This window comes from Bradyrhizobium sp. AS23.2, from assembly GCF_001908185.1.
Taxonomy (GTDB): Bacteria; Pseudomonadota; Alphaproteobacteria; order Rhizobiales; family Xanthobacteraceae; genus Bradyrhizobium.
Genome location: NZ_LGHM01000132.1, coordinates 1 through 26,179, shown reverse-complemented (window position 1 = coordinate 26,179; position 26,179 = coordinate 1). Strand labels below are relative to the sequence as shown.

At 64.7% G+C, this 26,179-nt stretch carries 24 protein-coding genes and 1 pseudogene; 7 read left to right on the top strand and 18 right to left on the bottom strand.

The window, feature by feature from the left end:
• Nucleotides 1–122: 122 nt before the first annotated feature.
• The 4 genes from AC630_RS27145 to AC630_RS27130 all read right to left on the bottom strand — a co-directional run bounded on the left by AC630_RS27145 (nt 123) and on the right by AC630_RS27130 (nt 4,415).
• Complete coding sequence (locus AC630_RS27145; protein ID WP_074121535.1) at nt 123–845, bottom strand: SDR family NAD(P)-dependent oxidoreductase; 723 nt, start codon at nt 843–845, stop codon at nt 123–125.
• On the bottom strand, nt 838–2,220 hold the full coding sequence (locus tag AC630_RS27140; protein WP_074121534.1) for a class I adenylate-forming enzyme family protein: 1,383 nt from the start codon (nt 2,218–2,220) through the stop codon (nt 838–840). The genes AC630_RS27145 and AC630_RS27140 overlap by 8 nt, the downstream gene beginning before the upstream one ends.
• Entirely contained in the window at nt 2,207–2,452 is a 246-nt protein-coding gene (locus tag AC630_RS27135) for an acyl carrier protein (protein ID WP_074121533.1), read from the bottom strand. The genes AC630_RS27140 and AC630_RS27135 overlap by 14 nt, the downstream gene beginning before the upstream one ends.
• A gap of 148 nt (nt 2,453–2,600) precedes the next feature.
• A complete protein-coding gene (locus AC630_RS27130; RefSeq protein ID WP_074121532.1) occupies nt 2,601–4,415 on the bottom strand; it encodes a long-chain-acyl-CoA synthetase in 1,815 nt (604 codons plus the stop codon).
• Between the two features lie 229 nt (nt 4,416–4,644).
• Here AC630_RS27130 and AC630_RS27125 point away from each other — a divergent pair, with 229 nt between their 5' ends.
• Nucleotides 4,645–5,625, top strand: coding sequence for a Bug family tripartite tricarboxylate transporter substrate binding protein (locus AC630_RS27125; RefSeq protein ID WP_074121531.1), 981 nt, complete (start codon nt 4,645–4,647; stop codon nt 5,623–5,625).
• Nucleotides 5,626–5,716: 91 nt separating this feature from the next.
• A complete protein-coding gene (locus AC630_RS27120; protein ID WP_074121530.1) occupies nt 5,717–6,130 on the top strand; it encodes a hypothetical protein in 414 nt (137 codons plus the stop codon).
• A 12-nt stretch (nt 6,131–6,142) separates the two neighbouring features.
• Here the strand turns inward: AC630_RS27120 and AC630_RS27115 are convergent, their stop codons facing one another.
• Nucleotides 6,143–6,412, bottom strand: coding sequence for a DUF3551 domain-containing protein (locus AC630_RS27115; RefSeq protein ID WP_074121529.1), 270 nt, complete (start codon nt 6,410–6,412; stop codon nt 6,143–6,145).
• Nucleotides 6,413–6,445: 33 nt separating this feature from the next.
• A pseudogene (locus AC630_RS27110) lies at nt 6,446–6,725 on the bottom strand (DUF3551 domain-containing protein).
• 426 nt (nt 6,726–7,151) lie between these two features.
• Between AC630_RS27110 and AC630_RS27105 the strand changes: the two are divergent.
• Nucleotides 7,152–10,286 carry a multidrug efflux RND transporter permease subunit gene (locus AC630_RS27105; protein WP_074121528.1) on the top strand — a complete coding sequence of 1,045 codons (3,135 nt, stop codon included), beginning with the start codon at nt 7,152–7,154 and terminating at the stop codon, nt 10,284–10,286.
• A 197-nt stretch (nt 10,287–10,483) separates the two neighbouring features.
• Here AC630_RS27105 and htpG read toward each other — a convergent pair whose 3' ends face one another.
• From htpG to AC630_RS27075, 6 genes are all read right to left on the bottom strand, one after another.
• Nucleotides 10,484–12,361 (bottom strand): molecular chaperone HtpG, encoded by a 1,878-nt coding sequence (htpG, locus tag AC630_RS27100; RefSeq protein ID WP_074121527.1) that lies wholly within the window; start codon nt 12,359–12,361, stop codon nt 10,484–10,486.
• 122 nt (nt 12,362–12,483) lie between these two features.
• A complete protein-coding gene (locus AC630_RS27095) occupies nt 12,484–12,900 on the bottom strand; it encodes a hypothetical protein (RefSeq protein WP_074121526.1) in 417 nt (138 codons plus the stop codon).
• Between the two features lie 619 nt (nt 12,901–13,519).
• On the bottom strand, nt 13,520–14,011 hold the full coding sequence (locus AC630_RS27090; protein ID WP_074121525.1) for an SRPBCC family protein: 492 nt from the start codon (nt 14,009–14,011) through the stop codon (nt 13,520–13,522).
• On the bottom strand, nt 14,008–14,382 hold the full coding sequence (locus AC630_RS27085) for an ArsR/SmtB family transcription factor (RefSeq protein ID WP_074121524.1): 375 nt from the start codon (nt 14,380–14,382) through the stop codon (nt 14,008–14,010). Before AC630_RS27085 ends, AC630_RS27090 begins: the two co-directional genes overlap by 4 nt.
• A gap of 285 nt (nt 14,383–14,667) precedes the next feature.
• A complete protein-coding gene (locus AC630_RS27080; protein WP_074121523.1) occupies nt 14,668–15,327 on the bottom strand; it encodes a DedA family protein in 660 nt (219 codons plus the stop codon).
• A 12-nt stretch (nt 15,328–15,339) separates the two neighbouring features.
• Nucleotides 15,340–15,918 (bottom strand): class I SAM-dependent methyltransferase, encoded by a 579-nt coding sequence (locus tag AC630_RS27075; protein WP_074121522.1) that lies wholly within the window; start codon nt 15,916–15,918, stop codon nt 15,340–15,342.
• Between the two features lie 315 nt (nt 15,919–16,233).
• On the opposite strand from AC630_RS27075, the gene AC630_RS27070 reads away from it, so the two are divergent.
• Both AC630_RS27070 and AC630_RS27065 read left to right on the top strand, forming a co-directional pair.
• Nucleotides 16,234–16,908: a response regulator transcription factor gene (locus tag AC630_RS27070; protein WP_074121521.1), complete on the top strand. Its 675-nt coding sequence runs from the start codon at nt 16,234–16,236 to the stop codon at nt 16,906–16,908.
• A 5-nt stretch (nt 16,909–16,913) separates the two neighbouring features.
• Complete coding sequence (locus AC630_RS27065) at nt 16,914–18,299, top strand: sensor histidine kinase (protein WP_074121552.1); 1,386 nt, start codon at nt 16,914–16,916, stop codon at nt 18,297–18,299.
• Nucleotides 18,300–18,609: 310 nt separating this feature from the next.
• On the opposite strand, the gene AC630_RS27060 is transcribed toward AC630_RS27065, so the two are convergent.
• On the bottom strand, nt 18,610–19,209 hold the full coding sequence (locus tag AC630_RS27060; RefSeq protein ID WP_074121520.1) for a nuclear transport factor 2 family protein: 600 nt from the start codon (nt 19,207–19,209) through the stop codon (nt 18,610–18,612).
• A 167-nt stretch (nt 19,210–19,376) separates the two neighbouring features.
• Complete coding sequence (locus tag AC630_RS27055; RefSeq protein ID WP_074121519.1) at nt 19,377–20,183, bottom strand: response regulator; 807 nt, start codon at nt 20,181–20,183, stop codon at nt 19,377–19,379.
• A gap of 227 nt (nt 20,184–20,410) precedes the next feature.
• Between AC630_RS27055 and AC630_RS27050 the strand changes: the two genes are divergently transcribed.
• A complete protein-coding gene (locus AC630_RS27050) occupies nt 20,411–20,641 on the top strand; it encodes a NepR family anti-sigma factor (protein ID WP_074121551.1) in 231 nt (76 codons plus the stop codon).
• The gene (locus AC630_RS27045) at nt 20,641–21,189 is read left to right on the top strand and encodes a sigma-70 family RNA polymerase sigma factor (protein ID WP_074121518.1); all 549 of its coding nucleotides are present in this window, start codon (nt 20,641–20,643) and stop codon (nt 21,187–21,189) included. The genes AC630_RS27050 and AC630_RS27045 overlap by 1 nt, the downstream gene beginning before the upstream one ends.
• A 105-nt stretch (nt 21,190–21,294) precedes the next feature.
• Here AC630_RS27045 and AC630_RS27040 read toward each other — a convergent pair whose 3' ends face one another.
• The 4 genes from AC630_RS27040 to AC630_RS27025 form a co-directional block, all read right to left on the bottom strand.
• On the bottom strand, nt 21,295–22,008 hold the full coding sequence (locus AC630_RS27040; protein ID WP_074121517.1) for a nitroreductase: 714 nt from the start codon (nt 22,006–22,008) through the stop codon (nt 21,295–21,297).
• A 138-nt stretch (nt 22,009–22,146) separates the two neighbouring features.
• Nucleotides 22,147–23,391: an acyl-CoA dehydrogenase gene (locus AC630_RS27035; RefSeq protein ID WP_074121516.1), complete on the bottom strand. Its 1,245-nt coding sequence runs from the start codon at nt 23,389–23,391 to the stop codon at nt 22,147–22,149.
• Between the two features lie 124 nt (nt 23,392–23,515).
• Nucleotides 23,516–24,763 carry an acyl-CoA dehydrogenase gene (locus tag AC630_RS27030; protein WP_074121515.1) on the bottom strand — a complete coding sequence of 416 codons (1,248 nt, stop codon included), beginning with the start codon at nt 24,761–24,763 and terminating at the stop codon, nt 23,516–23,518.
• A 124-nt stretch (nt 24,764–24,887) separates the two neighbouring features.
• Nucleotides 24,888–26,015, bottom strand: a complete 1,128-nt coding sequence (locus AC630_RS27025; protein ID WP_074121514.1) for an acyl-CoA dehydrogenase family protein — start codon at nt 26,013–26,015, stop codon at nt 24,888–24,890.
• Between the last annotated feature and the right edge of the window lie 164 nt (nt 26,016–26,179).

Genomic DNA, 26,179 nt, shown 5'->3' with positions numbered 1-26,179 from the left:
TGCACCCTGTCGATTAGGGCAGATCGATTGACGTAACCCAATCGATTGCGGGGCATCTTACGACCAAATCCGGCTAAATGTCATTGGGCCGGATCAACGCAATGGTGGCTGCAGAGTACCGCTTACGCCGTGTTGCCCGCGTCGACCGTGAACACGGTGCCGGTCACGTTGCGGCCGCCCTCCCCCAGGAGATATTCCACCATGCGCGCGACATCGTCCGTTTCCGGCAGACGGCGCAGCGCGCTGCGGCCGGCGATGCGCTTGCGACCCTCGTCGGAGAGATTGTGCGTGAGCTCGGTATCGATGAAGCCTGGCGCGATCGCGTTCACAGTGATGCCGAGCTTGCCGACCTCGCGCGCGAGCGAACGGGTGAAGCCGGTCGCGGCGGCCTTGGTCGCGCCATAGACCGAGAGACCGTTATAGCCGGTGGTGGCGATGATCGAGGAGATGTTGATGATGCGGCCGGCGCCATCGGCCATCATCTGCCGCGCGACGTATTTGGTGAGGATGATCGGCGACAGCACGTTGAGTTGCACCAGCGCCTCGATCTCGGAATTGTGCATGGTTGCGAGCAGGCCTTCGGTGCCGAGGCCGGCATTGTTGACGAGGCCGTAGATCGCGCCGAACTCATCGCGAACGAGCTTGGCGAAGGCCGGAATCGCATCGATCACCGCGAGGTCGCAGGCACGGAAATGCAGGCGGCCCTCGGCCTCGGCAATGGCCGCCTTGAGCTCGTCGCTCTCGCGCCGCGCGGCCGCGATCACGTTGTAGCCGGCGCCAACAAGGCGCTTGCCGATCGCAAGGCCGATGCCGCGGCTGCCGCCGGTGACGAGGACATTATGCATCGGTGCGCGCCAGTTTGCCGGCCGGAGTGACGTCGAGCGCCTCGACGAAGCGGATCACCGCCGGCACCTTGTGCGAGGCGAGCTGCGCGCGACACTGATCCAGGATCTGGTCGCGGATCTCCTTCGCCCGCGCCGGATCGGTACCGTCGGCGAGGATCACGTCGGCGACGACGATGCCGCCGGTGATCGGGCTGCGGCGCGATTTGGCCCGCGACATCCGCACGTCGGGATGGCGGTTGATCACCGCCTCGATCTCCTCGGGATGAACCTTTAGCCCGCCGATATTGATGATGCCGCCGCGGCGGCCCACGAAATAGTAACGGTCGCCGCGCAATTCGACGATGTCGCCGCTGTCGACAAACCCGTCATCATCGGTGAGCGCGGCGGCGGCGCGGCCAATGTAGGCGTGCGCCGTGCGCGTCGAGCGGATGCGCAGCGAGCCGTCGACGACCTTCATCTCGACGCCATTGCGGTTGCCGAGATAGTCGGCCGGGAAGCCTTCGAGCCCGTCATTGACTGCGAAGCCGACGCCGGCCTCGGTCGAGGCATAGGCGTGCCCAACGGAAGAGTTCGGGAATGCCGCCTTCAGGCCGTCGAGCACGGCCTGGTCGGCGATCTCGCCGGAGAGGCGGACATAGCGCGGCGCAAACTTCGCGGCCGAGCCGCTCATCAGCAGTTTGCGCCAGTGCGAGGGGGTGCCGGAGATGTGTGAGACCGCGCGCGCATTCAGCCGTGCGACGTGATCGGCGAGCGCCTCGTGCGGGTCCGACAATACCATCGAGCCGCCGGAGAGAACGGCGCGGAGGAAGATCTGCAGGCCGCCATAGCGCCGGATGTCGTAGAACGTCGCCCATACTGGCGCGGGTCCCCTCGCAGGACCTTCGGCGACGATGGCGCCCGTGAGCGCTTCCAAGGTATGGCCAACGATTTTCGGTAGGCCTAAGGTGCCCGAAGTGAGCATCAGCCATTCGGTGGCGCGCTCGGTCTTGGCCGGCACAGCGGCTTCGGGAGGCAATTGCGCGGTGACAACCAGCGCGATGCCGGTATCGGCCCAGCGACCGGGTTCGTCGGTGACGACGGCATCGATCCCGGCATCCGCGATCAACGCGTTGAGATGCGCCGGATTGAGATCCGGTGGACACAGCAGCATGCGACGGGCGATGCCATCGAGCTCGATCATGGCAAGGCCGGACCGAAGCTGATCGGACAATTTCAGCAGGACCGCGCGGCCGGACAATTCGCGCAGGCGGCCGCCCAGGACCGTCTGCGAGAGGATATCCGTCAGCGACACGACATGGTGCGCATCGGACAGCGTGCGGCCCCTCAGCTCCGCGCCGAGATGGTCGCGGAGCGCAAAGATCTCACGCGGGGACATTTTCGTAGGCCCGCACGAAATCGCCCACGGTGGCGGGGAACGCTGCGTCCTCGGAAATGGTGAATGGGTCGACGCCGGTCTCGTCTTCGAGGCGCGCGACCAGGATCGCGAAGGCGAGCGAGTCGAAGCCCGTCTCGTGCAGGGACAGATCGTCCGAGAGTTCAGGAAGCGTGACGTGCTGCTCTTTGGCGATCTGCCTGATCGCTTCAATAACCTTAGACTTTACCGACATGGCTGGCTCGCTTCTTGTTATCGACTGTTCGTATTGCGGCGGCTCTTGATGACCGCCTCCCCATGGCCCGTGTTGTTTACCCGACAGAGGTAAATGGCTTCTTGGACAATTCAGATAAAATTGGATCTATCTCCGCATTTTCGTGCGGTTAAAGTCTGATCGAGCCGTCCAGGATTCGTCCGCATGTACCCGAGTCCAGCGCGACATAGGCACCGGATTTCGGGTCAAGCATGAACAACGGATCTGAGATCGCGGCGGGATCAAAACCTTCGCGTGCGAGGTCGCCCTTCTTCTGCTTGAACGTCTCGGTCGCATCGAGCTCGCGCGAAATGCGGATGAAGACGGGACGCGCGTAGACCGGCAGGCGCTGCGCGAGATGCGCGGGCAGAGCGGCGATGTCAAAACCCTCGTTCACGACGATCGCGCTCATGCCGGCGCGCCCGTCGGCGCCGGGGATGCTGACGCCGTAGGTGGTGGCATCGATCACACCGGTGAAATCGCGCACCGCGTCATTCACCTCCGACGTCGCGACGTTCTCGCCCTTCCAGCGGAAGGTATCGCCGATGCGATCGACGAAATGAAAAAATGCCTTGTCATCGAGCCGCATCAAATCGCCGGTGCGGAACCAGGCATCGCCCTTGGCGAAGACGTCGCGCAGGATCTTCTTCTCGGTCTCGCCGGCATCGGTGTAGCCCTCGAAGCGACCACCGCCCTCGTCCGCGGTGCCGATGCGGCCGATGGCTTCGCCGGCCTCACCGCGGGCGCAGGCGATGCAAAAACCCTCTTCATTGCGCAGCGGCGCACCTGTGCCGGGATCGAGCTTGACGAGACTTGCGGGAAAACGATGCGCCAGCAGCGGCGGGATGCGGCCGATCGCGCCCGCCTGCCCCTCGACGTTGAACAGCGAGAAATTACCTTCCGTCGCCGCATAGAATTCGAGGATGCGGGGGATCGCGAAACGCGACTCGAAATCCTCCCAGATGTCGCCGCGCAGGCCGTTGCCGCAGACGAGCCGCAGGCGATGGCGGTTCTCATATTCCGACGGCGGCGCCTTGAGCAGGTAGCGGCAGAGCTCGCCGATATACTGGAACAGCGTGCAGTCGTGCCGCACGATGTCGGGCCAGAAATTCGAGGCCGAGAATTTCTCCGCGATCACCACCGAGCCGCCGGCGGCCAGCATGCTGCACGGCGCGACAATGCCGCCGACCGAGTGGAACAGCGGCAGGCAGTCATAGAGACGATCCTGCGGCGTCGCGCCGGTGAGGCCTGCGAACCAGAACCCCCAATTGAGGATGCGGCGGTGGCTGATGCTGGCGGCCTTCGGCAGGCCCGTGGTGCCGGAGGTGTAGATCAGCAGTGCACGGTCATCGATGCTGACGTTGCCATGCTCCTCGGGCGAGAGCGGGCCGTCGGCGAGTGCGGCGAGCGCGACGTCGATCGCGCGTTCCCTGCGGGCATCGCCATGGACCCAGATCTTTGGGTTCGTCTTCAGGTAAGGCGATGCGCGGTCCAGCATCTCCGTCAACTCGTGCGCGACGATGATGTGAAACGGCTTTGCGGCGTCGATGCAGTGCGCGAGCGACTGCCCGACGAGCTTGGTGTTGATCAGCGCCACCACGCCGCCGACCCGGCTGATGCCGAGCCAGGCGGCGACATAGTCGATACCGTTCGGCATGATCAGGGCAACGGTGTCGCCCCTGGTTACGCCGACGGCACGCGCCCAGCGCGCATAGCGGTTGATCCTCTTCGACAGTCCGTCGTAGTCGAGAGTTGCTTCGTCCATGACCAACGCGACGCGATCGGGCTGGCGCTGCGCCCAGCCGTCGATGACGTCGGCGAACAGGCGACCTGGCAGCGTCTCGATCCGCGCGGTAAGCTCGATGGCCTTCAGCCAGATTTTCGAGGCCGAGGGTGCGCGCGCGGCTTTCGGCTGCGTGATGACGCCGGTGGTCATATCGTTCATCTTTCGGGCGGTCTCTGCTCCCGGCAGATTAGACCCGCGAGCCCTGCCCAGATGTTAAGAGACAAGGTAAAACCCGGTTGGCCGACGATTAACTCCAGTCATCCTTTACCAAGCCGACGGGATCGGCGTGCGCTGCGGCGCAATTCTTGCGATAGCAAATCCAGTCATTTCGGCACGCTGCGCGTGTCCCCCTTCCCCGCGTGCTTGGCGAGGCGAACTGGAGGCTATTATGATCACCAGAAGATTTCTCCTCCAATCGGCCGCCTGGTCCGCAGCCGCGCTCGCAGCGCCACCTGCTTTCGCGCTCGGTAACCCGTCCTATCCGTCGCGCAGCGTGAAATGGGTGGTGCCTTATGCACCGGGCGGCGCCACCGACGTGCTGTCGCGGCTGCTCTGCCAGCGCCTGTCCGACAGGCTCGGCCAAACCTTCGTCGTCGAGAACAAGCCTGGCGCCGGCAGCAATATCGGGACACAGGTGGTCATCACGTCCGCGCCGGATGGCTACACGCTGCTGCTGACCTCGACGGCGAATGCGATCAATGCCTCGTTCGATCCGGCGCTGCCTTACGATTTCGCCAAAGACATCGCGCCGGTCGCGGGTGTCGCACGGATCCCGCTGGTGCTGGTCGTCAACAACGACCTGCCGGTGAAGACAGTCGCCGACTTCGTCGCCTACGCGAAGGCCAATCCCGGCAAGATGTCGATTGCCTCCTCCGGCATCGGCACCTCGCTGCATCTCTCCGGCGAATTGTTCAAGTCTCTCTCCGGCGTGCAGTTCACCCATGTGCCCTATCGCGGTTCGGCGCCGGGCCTGACCGACGTGATGAGCGGCCAGATCCAGGGCATGTTCGACAACGTCACCTCGTCCTTCGAGCTGGTGCGCGCCGGCAAGCTGCGCGCGCTCGGCGTTACCACGCGCGAGCGCTCGGAGATCCTGCCGGACGTGCCGCCGATCGCGGACACGCTCCCCGGCTACGAAACCTCATCGTTCTATGGCGTGGGCGCGCCTCACGACACATCGCGCGAGATCGTCGACCTGCTCAATCGCGAGATCGACACCGCGCTGTCCGATGCCGAGATCAGGGCGCGCATCTCCGAGCTCGGCGCAATCCCGCTGCACGGCAACGCCAACGAGTTCGGCGGCATGCTGACGGCGGAGACCGACCGCTGGCGCAAGGTGGTGGAGCTGTCGGGGATCCGGAAGGAGTAGCGGCGGGAACGCAGCTTGCGTCCTGCCTCTCCACACCCACCATTCCTAGCGGCTTGCGTTCGCCTCGTGTGCGCGCGCATTTTGCCGCGCCATGACGACCAAATCCCGCGAGCGAATCTATGGTGCATCCGTCCGCGCGGCGGCGGAGCGCGCGGCCGAAGCGCGGAAGGACGCTGATCGTCTTGCCTGCGAGGCCTGGAACAAGCGGATGCTCGGGTTCCGCGGCCCTGCGCAGCCGTCGCCGGCGCTGGGGGACGCGCTGAATGCCGGCTATTGCTATCTCGAAGTGAAGTGTCTGGGCTGCGAGACGCATCAGACAGTGGCGCTCGACATCGTCAGGCGCAGGAAGTCGACGCCGATCCACGAGCTCGAACGCGCCATGCGCTGCCGGCAGTGCTCGGAACGAACGGGCCGCCCGTACAAGCGCAGCCATCTGATCGCGCTGCGCAGGGCGAAGATCTCCGCGAACGATCCGCGCTCGGACTGGTGGCCGGGGGAGCGGTGATGGCGCGCGGCGCTAGCTGCTGCGCCTGTAGTGACGGCGCGGCGGCGGTACGTTCACGGGATAATAAGGATTGAGATCGCAGGTCGCGGGACGGCCAGAAGCCGTCGCGCGGCACTGCGGCAGCGAGGTGAAGGAACAGTCGTACCACTCCCCGCCACCGCCGTTTGCGCCGGAATAGACGCGCATGCAGACCGGGTAGCTCGGATCGAAGGTCTGGGCCCGCGACGGCGCGGTCGCCAGCACCGCACCGACAGTGATGATCAGCCCGAATGAGACACGCATGAGGGATGTTCCTGCGCGCCGGGCCACAGGTCGCTAGTGCACTTTCTTGTGACGGCGAGGCGGAGGCGGAGGCGGTTCGTTAAAGGCATAGTAGGGATTGAGATCGCAGCTCGCGGCGCGGCCCGAAGCCGTGGCCTGGCACTGCGGCAAGGAGGTGAAGGAGCAGTCGTACCACTCGCCGCCACCACCGCGGCCACCCCCCCGAATAGACTTTCATGCAGACCGGGTAGCGCGGATCCCAGGTCTGGGCGCTGGCGTCTGCCGCCACGAGCAGCGTGGCAATCGCGGTAAGGGTCAGGAGAGGCAGGCGCATCGGACATTTCCTCGAATCGGTGGCAACGGTACGCGTTATGCCATTTCGATATGGCACAACAGCGCGGAAGAAGCGATCATTCCTGATCATACCTCTCCCGCTTGTGACACGCGCCGAAAAGAATGAGACACGGCGCCGAAAGGATCCGAAACCGGGAAGGCGCTCCGTTTTCAGCCTGCACTGAACGCATATCTCGCTGCCGGTTTCCTTCGACAAAGGTCGCAAGCACCCGGCGCAGGAATCCGTTCGCAGGCCCGGGCGAACGGTCTAGTCTTTCGATCACAACGCCGGCCCCGGACCGACGACGATCCAGGGTAATGAACAAACCTATGGGCTAAAGGAAACGCATATTCGCGCTCGGGCTCTCGAGCGCGGCTCCGCCGTGCGCGGGGAGAAGATGCGTCGGCCCGCCTGTGGTCTCACGGCATGCAAGAGAGCTTCTCGTCTCCGTTCATCCGCTATCCGATCGGCACCTCGCTGCTGATGGCGGGCATCCTGTTCGTAGGCCTCGTGGCCTACCCTCTGCTGCCGGTTGCGCCGCTGCCCCAGGTCGACTTTCCGACCATCCAGGTCTCCGCATCGCTTCCGGGCGGCAGCCCCGAAACCATGGCCTCCTCCGTGGCACAGCCGCTCGAGCGCCAGCTCGCGCAGATCCCCGGCATCACGCAGATGACTTCAACGAGCTCGCTCGGCTCGACATCGATCACCATCCAGTTCGATCTCAACCGCCTGATCGATGCCGCCGCCAATGACGTGCAGGCTGCGATCAACGCGGCGAGCGGCCAGTTGCCGAAGAACCTGCCCTCGCCGCCGACCTATCGGAAGGTCAACCCGGCGGACTCGCCGATCATGATCCTGTCCGCGACCTCCGACACGCTGCCGCTCACCACCGTCAGCGACCTCACCGACGCCCAGCTCGCGCAGCAGATCAGCCAGCTTCCCGGCGTGGCACAGGTGTTCGTCGGCGGGCAGCAGAAGCCCTCGGTGCGCATCCAGGTCGATCCGGCCAAGCTCGTCGCCAAGGGATTGTCGCTGGAGGACGTGCGCAGCCAGATCGCACTCGCCACCACGGACAGCCCGAAAGGCAACATCGACGGCCCGCGGCGCGCCTACACCATCTACGCCAACGACCAGCTGCTCGAGGCCCCGTACTGGCAGGACGTCATCGTCGCCTATCGCAGCGGCGCGCCCTTGCGGATTCGCGACATCGGCGAGGCCGTGTCCGGGCCGGAGGACATGAAGACCGCGGCCTGGGCCGACGGCAAGCGCGGCGTGTTCCTGGTCATTTTCAAGCAGCCCGGCGCCAACGTCATCGAGACGGTCGATCGTATCAAGGAGAAACTGCCACGGCTGATCGCGGCGATCCCGCCCGCGGTCAAGATCAAGATCATCAGCGACCGCACCATCACCATCCGCGCCGCCGTCGACGACGTGCAGATCACGCTCATGATCACCATCGCGCTGGTAGTGATGGTCATCTTCATCTTCCTGCGCAGCTTCTGGGCGACGATCATCCCGAGCATCACCGTGCCGCTCGCGCTGCTCGGAGCCTGCTCGCTGATGTGGGTGTTCGGCTACTCGCTGGACAATCTCTCGCTGATGGCGCTGACCATCGCGGTCGGATTCGTGGTCGACGACGCGATCGTGATGCTGGAGAACATCACGCGCTATGTCGAGCGGGGCGAGAGCCCGGTCACCGCCGCCTACAAGGGCGCGGCCGAGATCGGCTTCACCATCGTCTCCATCAGCGTCTCGCTGGTCGCCGTGTTGATCCCGCTGCTGCTGATGGGCGGCATCATCGGCCGGCTGTTCCGCGAGTTCGCCGTGACGCTGTCGATGGCGATCTTCGTCTCGCTGGTGGTGTCGCTGACCTTGACGCCGATGATGGCCTCACGCTTCCTGCGCTCCGACGATGAGGCCCGGCGCAGCCGCTTCTACCAGTGGAGCGAGCGGATGTTCGAGCGTCTGCTCGGCGCCTATGAGCGCGGGCTGGACCTTGCGTTGCGCCACAGCTTCATCACGCTATGCATCTTCTTCAGCACCGTCGCGCTGTCGGCGCTGCTGTTCATCCTGATCCCCAAGGGCTTCTTCCCGCAGCAGGACAATGGCTTCCTCACCGCGGTATCGGAAATGCCCCAGGACATCTCTTTCACCGAGATGAAGCGGCGGCAGGAGGAGCTCAATGCCATCGTGCAGGCCGACCCCGCCGTCGATTCCATCGCGATGTTCATCGGCGGGGGCGGCACGGCGCTGAACTCGGGGCGCATGTATGTCACGCTGAAGCCGATCGGGGAGCGTGACGCCAATGCACAACAGATCATCGCGCGGCTGCGGCCGAAGCTCGCCAGGGTCGAAGGCGCACGCCTCTATATGCAGGCCTCGCAAGACGTCCGCCTCGGCGGCCGCGCCACCCGCACCCAGTTCGAGTTCACGCTCCAGGACGCCAATCTCGACGAGCTGAACGAGTGGGCGCCAAAGATCCTGGAAAGCATGAAAGGACTACCGCAGCTCCGCGACGTCGCGACCGACCAGCAGACCGAAGGCACGACCCTGCAGCTCAAGATCAACCGCGACACAGCCTCCCGCTACGGCATCCAGCCGCAGTTGATCGACGACACCCTTTACGACGCCTTCGGCCAGCGCCAGGTGGCGCAATATTTCACCCAGACCAACAGCTACCACGTGGTGCTCGAGATCACGCCGGCGCTGCAGGGCAAGCTCGACTCGCTCGACAAGCTCTACATCAAGTCCCCGCTGACCGGTGAAGAGGTGCCGCTCTCGGTGATCTGCAGCTGGACCGACGAGCCGGTGCGGCCGCTCGCGATCGCGCATCAGGGCCAGTTTCCGGCGGTGACGATCAGCTTCAACCTTGCCGAGGGCGTGGCGCTGGGACAGGCCACCGACGCCGTGCTGCACGCGGTCGACGGGATGGGCGCGCCGCCGACCCTCTCGATGAGCTTCCAGGGCACCGCGCAGGCGTTCCAGCAATCGCTCGGCACCGTGCCGATGCTGATCCTCGCCGCACTCGTCGTGGTCTATCTGGTGCTGGGCGTGCTCTACGAGAGCTACATCCACCCGCTGACCATTCTATCCACGCTGCCGTCGGCCGGCGTCGGCGCGATCGCGATCCTGATGATCTTCGGCTTCGATTTCAGCCTCATCGCCCTGATCGGCGTCATTCTGCTGATCGGCATCGTCAAGAAGAACGGCATCATGATGGTGGACTTCGCCATCGTCGCCGAGCGCGAGCAGCATCTGACGCCGGAGCAATCGATCCGCCAGGCCGCGCTGCTGCGCTTCCGTCCGATCATGATGACGACGATGGCGGCCCTGCTCGGCGGCGTTCCCCTGATGCTCGGAACCGGCACCGGCGCCGAAATCCGCCAGCCGCTAGGCTACGCCATGGTCGGCGGCCTCCTGGTGAGCCAGGCGCTGACGCTGTTCACGACCCCCGTCGTCTATCTCTACCTCGACCGCTTCTCCAACCTGCTCACGCGCTGGATGGAGAAGAAGCCGCAGGCGGAGGCCGCGAGCGAGGAGCGGAAGGATGCGGCGGAGTAGTCAGGACGCCACGGCCTCCGTCGTTGCGAGCCACCGGGTCCGCGCATAGCGCGCCCCGATGACAGGCTCCGCGAAGCAGTCCAGGATGGCCTCCGCGGGGGCAGTCTGGATTGCTTCGTCGCGCCAGCGCAAGATTGCTTCGCAATTTTGTCGCGGGCTCCTCGCAATGACGAGCCTTGCGGAGCACGGCGTTCCGGTTACACGCCCAGCCCCTGCAGCACCAGCCGATTCAGCCTTGCCGCAAACGCAGCTGGGTCTTCCGGCAATTCGCCATCCAAGATCTGCGCCTGCTCGAGCAGCAGTAGGCTGAGATCGTCGACGACCTTGGAGCCGGCTTGCGCCTTGGTGATCGCAACCACCATCGGGTGACGCAGGTTGATTTCGAGGACCGGCTTGGTGCGCATGCCGCGGTTCTGCTGCGACAGGATGCGCTCGAGCTCGCGGCTCGGGCCCTGGCTGTCGGCGACCAGGCAGGAGGCCGAGCTGGTGAGGCGCGTCGAGGCCTTGACGTCGCTGACGCGCTCGCCGAGCGCGGCCTTGATCACCGCGATGGTCGCGGCTTCATCCGCCGCCGGCTTGTCCGTCTTCGCCTCGTCCTTGTCGTCGACGCGCGGGATCAGGTCGAGGTTGAGATCGCCCTGGCTCAGCGATTTCAGCGGCTTGCCCTCGAACTCCGTCGGCATCGAGGTCCAGAAGGCGTCGACCGGATCGGAGAGCAGCAGCACCTCGATGCCGCGCGCGGTCGCGGCCTCGAGCCGCGGATTGGACTTCAGCCGCTCGATGCTGTCACCGACGAGATAGTAGATCTCGGTCTGGTTCGGCTTGAAATCGGCGATGACCTGCTTCAGCGAACGCTTCTCGCCCGACGTCGTGGTGAAGCGCGACAGCGCAAGCAGCTTCTCGCGGCGCTCGAAATCCTCGTAGATGCCTTCCTTCAGCACCGCGCCGAAAGCGTCCCAGATCTTGGCAAAATTATCCGCGTCCTTCTCCGCGAGGCTTTCGAGCTCGGACACGACGCGCGTGGCCACCGCTTTCCGGATCTGCGCCAGCTGCGGATTGTTCTGGAGCATCTCGCGCGAGATGTTGAGCGGGAGATCCTCGCTGTCGACGACGCCGCGGATGAAGCGCAGATAGCCCGGCAAGAGGTCGGCATCATCGGTGATGAAGACGCGCCGGACGTAGAGCTTGACGCGGCCTTTGCGCGAGGGCTCGAACAGGTCGAACGGCTTGGTCGAGGGCGCGAACAGCAGCACGGCGTAGGAGTAGCGGCCCTCCGCGCGATAGTGCAGCGTCATTGCGGGATCGTCGAAGGCGGATGCGATCTGCTGATAGGCCTTCTTGTAGTCCTCCGCAGTCAGCTCGGATTTGGAGCGCTGCCACAGCGCGCTCGCCGAATTGATCTGGCGCGGCTCGCCCTCTTCCGGGACGAGCTCGATCGGAAACAGAATGTTGTCGGAATAGGCGCCGACGATGCGCTCGATCTCGTAAGCCTCGAGGTATTTCTTGGCGTCGTTCTTCAGGTGCAGGACGATCTCGGTGCCGCGCGTCACGCGCGCCGCATCTTCCTCGCTGGCCCGCGCGATCTCGAAGCCGGAACCGCCCGACGACGTCCAGGTCCAGACGTCGCTCTCGCCGGCGCGGCGGCTAACGACGACGATCTTCTCGGCGACCATGAAGGCGGAATAGAAGCCGACGCCGAACTGGCCGATCAGGCCGAGGCCGTCCTTGGCCTCCATCAGCTTCGACACGAACGCCTTGGTACCGGAGCGGGCGATGGTGCCGAGATGGTCGATCAGCTCCTGGCGCTCCATGCCGATGCCGTTGTCGGCGATCGTCAGCGTTCCGGCCGTCTTGTTCGGGATGATGCGGATCTTGAGCGCGTCGCCCTCGCCCAGCAGTGCCGGATTAGCGATGGCCTCATAGCGCAGCTTGTCGCAGGCATCCGAGGCATTGGAGACGAGCTCGCGCAGGAAGATGTCGGTCTCGGAATAGACGGAGTGCACCATGAGGTGCAGCAGCTCGGAAACTTCGGCCTGGAAAGGCTGCGTATGCGCGGCCGTATCTGACGTCGTCATGCGTTTACCCGGTCAATCGGAAGTGGAGAAACCCCGGGTATAACGCGACGGGATATGGGATCAAGTGCACGGATCGCCCTCCCGGCGGGAGGGCGACTTGTCCGTGGTGGCGGCCCAGCAGGTCAGGTCACGCAGCGGCCGGGCTGGAGCAGCTTGGCGACCTCGGTCAGGGAGCTGACCATCGGCTCGCAGGCGATCGTCGGCTTATTGCGGCCCTGCTTCTGGAGCAGCACCGGCGGCTTGGCGTTGCCGGTCTCGATCACCGCGGGGACCCGCAGCAGGACCGACGTATCGGCGAGGTCATTCAGGCGCATCGACACCGTGCGGGTCTGAACCGCCGCCGGCTTGACTCCGGCGAGCCGGTCGGCCTTGCCGGAACGATTGACGTTGTGGCCCGGCTTGTCGGCCGTGTCGGCAAGCGCCTGCCAGCGGTCGGCCAGATCGTGGCCGGAGGACAGTTGCATCGCGCCCGCCTGCACGGCGCCAATCGTCGCGGCAACCGCGACAGCACCCAAAAATACCTTTTGAATCTGTGACATGGCTGTCTATCCCTCGCCCCATGGCGATCACGGGAACAACGCGAGGAGACGACCGGGAGTTCTCGGCAGTTAAGATCACTTAACCGTGTGCGAAAAAAGTCGCAGGGCGCGCAAAATATTTCACAAACCTTGGAACTACTCCCGCGCCCGCGAGTCGTTTCAACAGCCGGCTATTCCCCCCTGCCCCATAAGCCGGCGACGTAGGCCGCGACTGTGGTGATGCCAGTCGCGGCTTACTTTTGTGCGACATCAACGGCCTATTTCGGCACTGGCAGCCGGCCCTGACGACGCCCCCTTACATTGCCCGATGCCGGTATCGTGGCTCAAACCAACGAGTTTAGGCGTGCCGGACGACGACCTAGCGCAGCGCTTCGGGCGCGAAGTGCGCCATTGTGAGCGCATTCCGCAGCGCCACCGGACTGGCCTTCCCCAACTTGACGTTGGTGTCCCCGTTCTTGCCCCACGCACCCGGCGCGGGGCGCAAGACCACGGGTTGCGTCTCGGCTTCTGCGCAGAAGACGGGCGGGGCTGGTGTCCCGCCTTCTGCGCTTCACGCGCGGACCTTTGCGGCGTCGCTGCATAGCCGCAGGGTCCGTCCACGTCCGTAAAGGCGCTATGGTCAGGAGTGCATCCTTCCAGACTTGATGTACTCCACCATTTGTTTCACGACGGTGCCCCAACCGTCATGAAATCCCATCTCCTCGTGCTTCTTGCGCGCTTCGTCGTTGCCGTGAATGGCGACGGCCTTGTAGTGCGCGCCGTTGCCCTTCTTCGAAAGCTCAAGAACAGCAGTGAAGAAAGGTCTGGGCGCCGGACGGTAGCCGCCAAGCAGCGTATCGGTCATGATGAGACGTTCGAACGGGGTTACTTCGAGATAGGATTGAGTGTTCGGGAATTCATGACCGTCAGGCGAACGCATGGTGAAGTTGATCGCCCCTCCGGGGCGCACATCCAGCTCGCAAGCAGTGATCTCCCAAGGCTTCGGCGCGAACCAGTTGCGCAGATGTTCGGGTGTGGTCCATGCTTTCCAGACGAGTTCGACGGGAACGTCAATCTCTCTTTCGAGCACCAGATCAAGTTTCGGATCGATCTTGATGACGGATGAGGTCACTTCAAAGTCTCCTGTTTCATCTTCATGAGATAGCTATCGAGTTGATCAAGGCGCCGCTCCCAAAGAGAGCGCTGCCGAGCAAGCCAGTTCTCTGCCACCCTCATTTGCTCCGGCACGAGCTCGTAGGTCCTGACGCGCCCCGCCTTGTGGGAGCGAACAAGCCCGCTGCGTTCCAACACCTTGAGGTGTTCAACGAAGGAGGGGAGTGCCATATCGTAGAGTTCAGCGAGATCACTGACCGAGGCCGCGCGAGCACTGAGCCGACCCAGGACGTCGCGCCTTGTGGGATCGGATAACGCTCGAAAGACGCCATCGATGACCGCGGGCGATACCTCGCCCTGCGGCTTGGTGCCACCTGCTTGGGGGACCATCAATTTGGCTCCTTCCTTGGCGCCGAAGGGCGTCGTCCCGTTCGGCGTTGGCTGCTTCCTATCGCGAGAAAATACTTAGGTCAATACCTAAGTATTGTTTTCGGTTTCACAGGCCCGACAGACACGGCTGTTCTATCGAAACCCTTTGTCGCGCTCCGTGCGCGCGCGACTCTCAGAGATTCGATCGCGCACATGCGCAGACTGATACGCAGAGCAGGGTCAGCAGCGCGGCCGTGAGATGCTCGAGCGTGTGGGAGCCGGGCCGCAGGCGGGACAACAGGGCTCTCATGCGATCTCCTCGACAGGCTTGGGGGCGGCGATGGCAGGCGACGGTGCGAGGCGCGGCCGCGCCATCGCGCGCTTGGAGAAGCGAAGTCCGAAGATGATGGCGACCTCCACGGCGATCAGAATGGCGACCACCCAGAAGCCGATGCTGACAGGATCCTGCCCACTGCCGCGCAGCGCATAGCCGAGACTCAGGAACGGCATGTTCCAGATCACGGTGCCGATCGCGGTGGCGGCAACGAAGGCACGCGGCTCAAGCCGCAACACGCCAGCCGGCAACGCCAGATAGATCCGCACGGTCGGCAGCGTCTGGCCGATCAGGGTCACCCAGAAATGATTGCCGCGATAGGCATTGGTAAGCTGCTGATAGAACGAGGGCCGCAGCAGCACGTATTTGCCGTACGTCGTCACCAGCCGCTCGATGCGCTGCGAGCCGAGCGCACGGCCGAGCCCGTACCAGCCGATCGCGCCGACGACGGACCCGACACTCGTCGCCATGATGGTCATGGCGAGCATCCCGCCGTCGGACACCGTGAGACCGAGCAGCATCAACAGGACGTAGGACGGGAACAGTGGAATGAATTTCTCGGCCACCGCCAGGCAAGCGATGCCCAGTAGGCCGAAGTGCAGAAACATCGCGATCGTGCTCGACGTGTCCATGATTTGCCTCGATCACGCGTAGGGAGGACGGCGGCTGATCCGGTACACCGAGGCCGGGGGCAGGTTGCGGTAGGTCTGCCCGATGCAGCTTGCCTGCAGGTCGAGGCGATCGAGGATCACGTCAGGGACGGGGCAGCGCGGACCGTAGGTGATCTGGAAAAACGCTCCCTCGGCGCGGAGATAGGCGAACGCACCGCCGAGGATCGCCAGCACTTTCTCCGGCGGCATTGTGAGCAGCCCGAGCCCGGACACGACGGCGCCGACCGGCGCCCCCTCGAACAGCTTTTCCTTCACCAGCCAGGCTGCGTCCATCCACAGCACGCGCGCGCCGGGGAAGCGCTGCTGCAGCAGCGGAATGAAATCGGAGCCGTATTCGACCAGTGTCAGATCCTGTTGTCTGACGCCGCGACGGAGCAGCTCACGCGTGAACACGCCGGTGCCGGGACCGAGTTCGATGACCGGACCGGTGTCCTCCGTGATCTCCTGCGCCATCAGCGACGCCGCGGCCGGACCCGACGGCGCGACGGCGGCAACGCGCATTGGATTGCGAACCCATGCGAGAAAGAACGGCAGGATGTCAGCAGCCGACATGCCGGCTCTCCCTCGCGATGCAGTCGGTCTCGCGGGTCGGGTTCAGTAGCAAAGCCATTTAGATGTCTTTCCGCTTGCTTGTGTCCGCCATCGAAAGGCGGAAGAGCTCGCCAGGTGAGCCATGTCGGGCACGGCAGGATGATCGGCCGGCTCCAATGTTGGCTTCAGTCTCACTCGAAACTTGCGAGAATCTGTCGCGAATGCGCATCTGTCGTAAAAACCATCCGCGACGTTCTCGCCTGGCGGGGCCGCAAGGTTGTCGCAATGAATTGGACATAAAACTGGCGGCGACGAGCGCGAAGGAGAGACGTCTCGATGCGGGTGCTGTTGGTGGAAGACGAGCCGGAAATGGTCACGGCGCTGCGCGCTGCGCTCGCGCGCCACGACATGCTCGTCGATCACGCGCCAGACCTGTGCGAGGCCGAGGTGATCGCGGCCGAGGGCAATTACGATGCGATCGTGCTCGATCGCCAGTTGCCTGACGGCGACGGCCTGTCGCTGATCCCGAAACTGCGCGAGCGCGGCAATGCCGTTCCGGTGCTGGTGCTCACCGCCCGCGGCGAGCTCGCCGACCGCGTCAGTGGTCTCGACAAGGGTGCGGACGACTATCTCGGCAAGCCCTTTGCGTTCGAGGAGTTGCTGGCGCGGCTGCGGGCGCTGCTGCGCCGCCCCGCCAATGTGCAGAGCGACGTTGCACGGATCGGCCGCCTGGCGTTCGACTCCGGCCACCGCGAGGCCAGTGTCGACGGCCGGCCACTCGACATGCCGCGGCGCGAACTGCTGCTCTTGGAGGCGCTGCTGCATCGCATGGGACGCATGGTGCAGCGCTCGACGCTGATGGAGGCGGTCTACGGTCTCGACGACGCCGTTCAGCCCAACGCGCTTGATACGCATGTGTCGCGCCTGCGCCGCAGGCTCGCCGAATCGGACGCCGGCGTGACGATCAACGGCGTCCGCGGCCTGGGTTATGTCCTGCGGGAGACGACGTGAGCGCGCTGCGACCGCGCTCCCTGACCTGGCGCCTGGTCGGGCGCCTAGCGGGCTTGCAGGCGATCATGCTGACGCTCCTGATCCTCCTGGTCGGGCTCGCTGCGATCGTGCTGCTGCGCGCCGGGCTGCTGCTCGACGACTATGAAGGCAATACGGTCGATACGCTGAGGGACGCGATCGCACGCGACGCGGCCAGCGGACTGACGCTGCGCCAGACACCCGAATTGTCGGCCCTTCGATCCGAGCATTCCGACCTCTGGTTCGTGATCCGCGACGCACAGGGCCATCAGCTCTCCGAAGGTACGGTCCCGTCGGAATTCGCACCGATTGCATCCGCGCTCGATCATGTGAGCGACGCGCGGCTGCGCTGGAATGCAGCAGAACCGTCGCCGCCAGCGGGGCTCGTCAAATGGGTCGACACGGCTGCCGGGCGGATCCAGATCCTGACCGGGACATACGGTCAGCTCTCCGTCTGGCGGGCGCTGGCCAGCACGCCACTGCTGTTCGTCAACGTGATTTTCCCGATCGTCGTCCTGATGACGCTGGCGACGCTGGTCGCGACGCCGTTCGTGGTACGCCGGGCCATGAAGGGACTGGGGCAGGCCGCGGCGCAGGCGGAACGGATCGACATCGACAAGCGCGGCGTGCAGTTGCCGCTCGACGAGGTGCCGATCGAGATTGCTCCGCTGGTCAAGGCCATCAACGACGCACTCGGCCGTCTCGACAAGGGTTATGAGCGTCACCGGCGCTTCCTCGCCGATGCCGCGCATGAGCTCAGGACCCCGATCGCGATCCTTTCGACGCGTGTATCCTCGCTCGAGGCAGGTCCCGAGAAGACCCGTCTGCTCGAGGACGCCACCCGCCTCAGCGTCTTGGCCGGCCAGCTTCTCGATCTCCAGCGTCTCGACCAGGGCACGGACGCGTTCGTCGCGGTCGATCTGGTGGGCGCTGCCCGACGGGTTGTGCTTGAGCTGGCACCGCTCGCCTTCGCCGCAGGCTACGAGATGTCCTTCGAGCATGACGACGAGGCGGTCGTCGTGACCGGCGACCAGACCTCGCTCGAACGCGCGGTCACTAATCTGGTGCAGAACGCCATCGACCATGGCCGGCGCCGCGGCACCATCCTGGTGCGGGTAACGAACGACCGCCGCATCGAGGTCTCCGACGACGGCGACGGCATCCCACCCACGGCGCGCGACCAGATCTTCGAGCCGTTCCATCGGTTGCATCAGGGCGGCCGCGGCGCCGGTCTCGGCCTCGACCTGGTGCAATCCATCATGCGCCTACACGGCGGCCACGTCGAAGCCGATCAGTCGCTCTCCGGCGGCGCCTGCATGCGCATGGTGTTTCCGACAGCCGAGGTGGCCGGGAGCGGGGCCCGCGCGGGCTGATGGACTGCCGACCGCCAAGCGACTCGCAAGCGCACGAAACGGGTCGCGCCAGACCCTGATCTAGAATCGCCGCACGACTACATCTGCGCGTCCGATCCGGCTGCAGGCGTTCACCATGACGCTGAGCATAGCCGAATGTGGGCGGTGGTCTGGAGCACACGGCAGGATCTTTTGGCCTGGCTGAGCTGCCACAATCGGGCGTTCGTTTGGCTTGGCGGTGTGCCGGCAACGGTGCGGATCGACAACCTGACGACCGGCATTGCGGAGGGTGCCGGCTCGTGGCCAGCCGCGCCTTACTTTTTTCTGCAGTTCACTTCGCCTTCCCCGCGAGCCACTCCCGCCCTTCGGCGTAGAGCTTCTCGACTTCAGTGCCGGTCAGGCCCGGCATATCGCGCTTGATCTTGTAGCCGATCAGCTCCTGCATGTAGGCGAGGTGGCGGTAGCCTTCGGGCAACGCGGCCAGCGCTTTCTGGTCGAGGCGGAGTGTCGCGGCGGGGTCGACCGGATCGATCCGATCCTTCTCGTAGATCGGCTGGCGGCGGACGATGCCCCATTTGCCCTGCCGCTCCTCCAGGAAATCGTAGAAGCGTCCGGTGCAGACGACGTCGCAGAGCACGTCGTGCACCAGGGCTCGCTGCGAGATCGTCATCTTGGTCTGGGCGATGGCCCGCTCGCCTTCGAGATCGATGCTGGTGCCGCCCAGGAAATGCAGGATACGGACACCCTTGGCAAACCCCTCCTGGCTGACGCGCATGAAATCCCGCGCCGGCCCCTGAAACCAGGTGGCGGACATCCAGCCCTCTTCGTGCCAGACGGTGGCAAAGCGCTCCCAGTCACCGGCGTCGCGCCAGACCGCCCAGTTCTCGACGAGGTCGCGGATGGCGAGGCGATCGAGCAGCTGCGGGTCCATGTGCACATCTCCGATTGAATTCGATGCACGAGGTATGAGCGGCGAATTCGATGCCCGTCAAGCGTCCCAAGCGGGCATGAAAAATCCGGCGTGCAGCTAGCACGCCGGATCAGATCACCATCACCAATGCGGGGCGCGGACGCCTCGTTACGCCGCCGGCGCCTTCCTTAAGCCGCAGGCGCCTTGGGCGCGCGGTTGCGCGAGTTGCGCTGGAAGAACAACGCCTGGCTCGCCACCGCCGACACCATCGCCGGCTGGAACGGCTTTGAGATCAGGAACGCCGGCTCGGGGCGCTCGCCGGTGAGGAAGCGTTCCGGGTAGGCGGTGATGAACACCACCGGCACCTCGAAGGTGCGGAGCAATTCGTTGACGGCGTCCAGGCCCGACGAGCCGTCGGCGAGCTGGATGTCGGCGAGGATCAGGCCGGGCCGCCTGTTCTTCGCCAGCGCCACCGCGTCGGCGTGCGTACGCGCGACCCCGACGACATTGTGACCGAGATTCTTCACCAGGCTCTCGAGGTCCATGGCGATGAAGGTCTCGTCCTCGATGATCAGAACGTCGGTGGCGATCTCGGCGGCCATCTCGCGTCCCGCGGCATCCGCGAGTCGCCGCGTCTCGGCGACATCTGTGCCGAGAATGTAGCCGACTTCCTCTTCCGAGAATCCCTCGAGCGAGAGCAGCAGGAAGGCCTGCCGCGGCAGCGGCGTGATGTTCGACAGCCGCCGCTCCGGCGGCATCGGCAAGGTCGTTACCTCTGAATCGTCGTTGACGGAGACAGAATTCCAGATCTGGGTGAACAACCGGAACAGGCCGGCGCGCGGACCATGGCTCTCGTCGAACACCGACGGATCCCCAAGCATGGCTTCCAACATGGCTGCGACATAGGCGTCGCCGGAGGCCTGGCTGCCCGTCAGGGCGCGCGCATACCGGCGCAACAGCGGCAAGTGTTCAGCAACAAGCTGTGAACGGGACATCCCCACTCCATTCATCATTCATCTTCGGACCGACCTTGAAGAACGAGGCACACGAGGGGAGGCCCGGGTTCCCCTGCTGGGGCTGACTACGCATCACGATAAGAAAAGTTCCGCTGGTCCGGGAACTTTTTGTCGAACCTGGAATTGAGCCTATTCAGGGAACGGCGCCCGGTTGAGAAATTTCTCTATTTTGCAGTCACTTAACTCGGGGAAACGTGGAACAGGTCATGAAAGATCTCAAGTCTCAAGCCAGCAAAAGCACGACCCCCGGAAAGGGAGGGCTCACTCCGGAGATCCAATCCCGGATCGGGCACCAGCTGCGCGCCATGTATGACGACGTGGTGCGGCAGGGGGTTCCGGATCGGTTCGCGGAACTGATCAAGAAGCTTGATACGCCGGGAGGAACTCCCCAAGATCAAGGCAATGGGGGACCTAACGACAACAATGGGAGGGACTAATGCCTCTCACGGAATCCCTGCGTAACGACATCCTCGCGGCCGTACCGAGCCTGCGCGCGTTCGCTATCTCGCTCAGCGGCAATGCGGACCGCGCCGACGATCTGGTGCAGGAAACTCTGTTGCGCGCGCTTGCCAACATCGACTCGTTCCAACCCGGCTCCAACCTGCCGGCGTGGCTGTTCACGATCCTGCGCAACCTGTTCCGCTCCGACTATCGCAAGCGGCGGCGGGAGGTCGAGGATGCCGAGGGCAACTATGCCAAGACGTTGAAGACGCAGCCATCGCAGAACGCGCATCTCGAGTTCGAGGAGTTTCGCGGCGCGCTCGATAAGCTTCCGCAGGACCAGCGCGAGGCCTTGATCCTGGTCGGCGCCTCCGGCTTCTCCTACGAGGACGCGGCCTCGATCTGCGGCTGCGCGGTCGGCACGATCAAGAGCCGCGTCAACCGCGCGCGCTCGAAGCTCGCCGCGCTCCTCTATGTCGATGGCGCCGAAGACTTCGGGCCCGACGAGACCGTGCGCGCCGTGATCGGCGGCAGCGGCGGCTGACGACCGGCGTCAAGCGACCCGAGACAAAACGTGAAGGCGGCCGTTCCCGCGGCCGTCTTTATGCGCGTCTGGAGACCTGATGGCGCCCGAGCCTGCATCGCTTGATCACTCGTCCACGAAGGTCGCGGTGTCGGCCACGCTCGCACGCGAGGTGCGGTAGCTGTTGACCTTGTGCGCGTCGTCGGCATAGCCGAACGAGATGCCGCAGACGACGCGGCGGTCGTCGGGCAGGTTGAAGTGGCGACGGATCAGGCCGGAGTGGCGCGCGAGCGCCGCCTGCGGAATCGTGCCGAGCCCGAGCGCCTGCGCGGCCAGCATGAAGTTGGAGACATAGCCGCCGCAATCGATCGCACCGTAGATGCCGAGCGGCTCGTTGGTGTGAATGATCGCGACGTGCGGCGCACCGAAGAAATTGTAGTTCTCCAGGGCCTGCTTGGCGTAGGCCATCTTGTCGCCGCGGGCGATGCCGAGTGTGTTGTAGAGCTGGAAGCCGCTTTCGCGCCGCCGCTCCAGATAGACGCCGACATATTCGCGCGGCGGGGTGAAGTCGTGGTCGTCCTTGGCGCCGCTCGCCGCCTCCGCATAGATCGCCTTGCGAAAGCCTTCCTTGGCCGCACCGCTGGCAATCAGCACCTGCCAGGGCTGGCTGTTGCACCATGACGCCGTGCGCTGCGCAGTCTTCAGCACGTGCTCGATGGTCGCCCGGTCGACTTCTTTCGAAAGGAAGGCGCGGACGGAGTAGCGCTCGTTGAGGAGCTCTTCGAGCACGCCGATGCGGTCTTCGATGGAATGGCGGGCGTTGGATACTTTGGCGTCCATGGCTTGACTCGCTTTCGTGCCCCGGACGCGACGCAGCACGAAGTGATGCGGCGCAGAGCCGGGGCCCATTGTGGCCCCTGGGTCCCGGCTCTGCGGAGCGGCACTTCGCGCCGCACCGCGTCCGGGACACGAGAGAGATCACCGCCCCTTGGTCGGGATCTTGTTGTACGGCACGTCCTTGTCGACGCGGATGTCGCCGGGCAGGCCCAGCACGCGCTCGGCGATGATGTTGCGCAAGATCTCGTCGGTGCCGCCGGCGATCCGCCCCGACGGCGACGACAGCAGCATCTGCTGGAACTGGCCGCGCGCCGTCTCCTCGTCCGTCCCCGTGAGAACACCGGCTGCACCCTGGAGATCCATCGCATAGGCCGCGATGTCCTGCAGCATGACGGCCGACACGAGCTTGCCGATGGAATTTTCCGGTCCGGGACGCTCGCCCTTCGACAACGCCGAAATCGCGCGGTAGCTGGTGAATTTCAGGCCGTTCGACTTCACCGCCCAGTTCGCGAGCTTGGAGCGCACCGCAGGATCGTCGATCGCGAGGCCGTCCTCGAGCATCAAATTCGAGCAGAACTCGAACAATTCGGGGACGCCGGTCGCCAGCCGCGAGCCGATCGACATGCGCTCGTTCATCAGCGTGGTCAACGACGCATTCCAGCCTTCGCCGACCGCACCTAACCGCTGGCTGTCCGGGATCACCACGTCGGTGAAATAGACCTCGTTGAACTCGTGCAGGCCGGAGGCCTGCTTGATCGGGCGAACCTCGACGCCCGGGCTCTTCATATCGAGGAAGAACATCGTGAGGCCCTTGTGCTTGGGCACGTTCGGATCGGTGCGCGCGATCAACAGGCCGTAGTCGGAATAATGCGCGCCCGAGGTCCATATCTTCTGGCCGTTGACGACCCAATTGTCGCCATTCTTCTCCGCGCGTGTGCGCAAGCCGGCAACGTCCGAGCCGGCGGACGGCTCGGAGAAGAGCTGGCACCAGATCTCCTCTCCCGAAGCGAGCTTCGGCAGATAGCGACGCTTGGCGTCCTCGCTGCCCCAGGCCATCACGGTCGGGCCACACATGCCCTCGCCGATCTGGAACGGCTGCGTCAGCTTGCCGTAGACGCCCTCCTCCTGCTGCCAGATCACCCGCTCGATCGGCGTGGCGCCGCGGCCGCCATATTCCTTCGGCCAGTGCAGGCAGGCCCAGCCGCCTTCCGCCTTCTTCTTCTGCCAGGCTTTGCCGATCTCGACGATGTCATGCTTGGCGAGGCGGATGCGGCCGAGCGAGGATTTCGACAGCTCCTCCTCGAACTCCTTCGGCGCGTTGGCCTCGACCCATTTGCGCGCGGTCTCGCGGAACGCGGCTTCCTGCGGGGTGTCGTCGAAATTCATGGCGAACCTCTCAATCCTTGCTCGGTGCGTAGGGTGGGCAAAGCGAAGCGTGCCCACCACCTTCCCTCGTTTCTCGACAGAATTGGTGGGCACGGCGCTATGCGCCTTTGCCCACCCTACGATTCTAACCTCTTCCCTTCGTCGGGATCTTGTTGAACGGCACGTCCTTGTCGACACGGATGTCGCCGGGCAGGCCCAGCACCCGCTCGGCGATGATGTTGCGCATGATCTCGTCGGTGCCGCCTTCGACACGGGTGCCAGGCGCGCGCAAGAGCATCGCCTGGAAACGGCCGGCGACTTCGGCGTCCTCGGGGCCGCTGACCACGCCGCTCGCGCCCTGCAGGTCCAGCGCGTAGGTCGCGACGTCCTGGATCATCGAGCCCGCGACCAGCTTGCCGATGGAATTTTCCGGCCCCGGCCGTTCGCCCTTCGACAGCGCCGAGATCGCGCGCATGCTGGTGTATCGCAAGCCGCTCGCCTTCACCGCCCAGTTCGCCAGCTTCGAGCGCACCGCGCGATCCTCGATCGCGGGGCCATCCTCGAGCATCAGGCTGGAGCAATAGTCGAACAGCTCGGGGAAGCCCGTCGCAACGCCCGCACCGATCGACATGCGCTCGTTCATCAGCGTCGTCAGCGAGACGTTCCAGCCGTCATTGACCTCGCCGAGGCGTTGATGATCAGGGATGCGGACGTTGGTGAAATAGACCTCGTTGAAGTCGGAGGCCCCGCTCGCCTGCTTGATCGGCCGCACCTCGACGCCCGAGCTCTTCATGTCCAGGAAGAACATGGTGAGGCCCTTGTGCTTGGGCACCGTCGGATCCGTGCGGGTGAGCAGGATGCCGTAGTCGGAATAATGCGCGCCCGAGGTCCAGATCTTCTGGCCGTTGATGACCCATTCATCTCCGTCCTTCTCGGCGCGCGTGCGCAGGCCCGCAACATCCGAGCCGCCGGCGGGCTCGGAGAAGAGCTGGCACCAGACCTTCTCGCCGGAGGCGAGCGGCGGCAGATAGGTGCGCTTATGCTCCTCGCGCGCAAACGCCATCATGGTCGGCCCGCACATGCCGTGGCCGATGATGAACATCTGGGAGAGCTTTCCGAACACGCCTTCTTCCTGCTGCCAGATCACGCGCTCGATCGGCGACGAGCCGCGGCCGCCATAGTCCTTCGGCCAATGCAGGCAGGCCCAGCCGGCGTCGGCCTTCTTCTTCTGCCAGGCTTTTGCGACCTCGAGGATGTTGGCGTTCGTGAGCTGGGTGCGGCCGAGCGAGGACTTGCGCAGCTCTTCCTCATGCTGCTTGGGCGCGTTCGCGCTGATCCACGCGCGGGCGATGGCGCGGAATTCGGCTTCCTGCGGGGTGTCATCGAAGTTCATGGTCTCAGTCCTCGGCCGCGCCATTCATCTCGTAGGATGGGTAGAGCGCAGCGAAACCCATCTCGTCCAGCATTCGCGTGGTGATGGGTTTCGCTTCGCTCTACCCATCCTACGCACCTTATCGTTACGCCGCGTTCTTCTTACGCATGCGGTCGATCAGCTGGTCTTCCCAATAGGACAAGCTGCCGAGCCCGAGCGCCATGGCGTTGGCGCGGCGGTAGTACATGTGGCAGTCGAACTCCCAGGTGAAGCCCATGCCGCCGTGAACCTGGATGTTGTTCTTGGCGCAGTGCTGGAACGCCTGCGTCGCGCTGATGCGCGCGGCCGCGGCGGCTTCCGGCAGTTCGGCTGCGTTGGTCGAGAGCGCCCAGGCGCCGTAATAGCTGTTGGAGCGCGCCAGCGTCGCCGAGACGTACATGTCGGCGAGCATATGCTTGACCGCCTGGAACGAGCCGATCTGGCGGCCGAAGGCGATGCGATCGAGGGCGTAGTCGCGCCCCATCTCCAGCGCGCGGTCGGAGCCGCCGACCTGCTCGAAAGCACAGAGCACCGCGGCGCGGTCCAGCACCTGGCTCAGGATGCTCCAGCCTTCGCCGGCGGCGCCCAGCGGCTCGGCCTTGCAATCCCTGAAGGTCACCTCGGCCTGGCCACGGGTCGGATCGAGATTGGTGAGGCTTTTCACCTCGACGCCGCCAGCCCTGAGATCGACCAGGAACAGCGAGATGTCGCCCTCTCGCCCGCTCGATCCCGTGCGCGCGGCGACCACCGCGAAATCGGCGATGGCACCATCGGCCACAGGCTTCTTGACACCCTTGAGCACGCCGTTCGTAGCCGTCAGCTTGACGTTCTTCGGCGACGGATTGCCCTTGCCCTCGAACAGCGCCAGCGTGCCGATCGCCTCGCCGGCGGCGATCGCCGGCAGCCACTTCTTCTTCTGCGCGTCGCTTCCGGCGATCAGCAGCGCTTCGGCCGCGAGATAGACGGTCGAGGAGAACGGCACCGGCGCGTTCGCCCGCCCCATCTCTTCCGCGATCACGCAGAGCTCGAGATGACCGGCGCCGGCGCCGCCGAATTCCTCGGGGATCGCGACACCGAGAAAGCCCATCTCGGCAAGGCCCTTCCAGAGTTCCTTGTCATAGGGCGCCTTGCCGTCGAGCACGACGCGCACCGCCTTGGGCGAGCATTTTTCGGCGAGGAATTTGCGCGCCTGGTCGCGGAGCTGCTTCTGGTCGTCGGAGAAATCGAAGTTCATGGCGGCTTACCTTTGTTGATTCGTCATACTCATTGATGCCGTCATTCCGGGGCGCGCGGAGCGCGAGCTATGATGCGCAATTGCGCATCTGAGAATCCATAACCACGAGCCGGGGTTATGGATTCCGGGCCTGGCCCTTCGGGCCATCCCGGAATGACTATGGG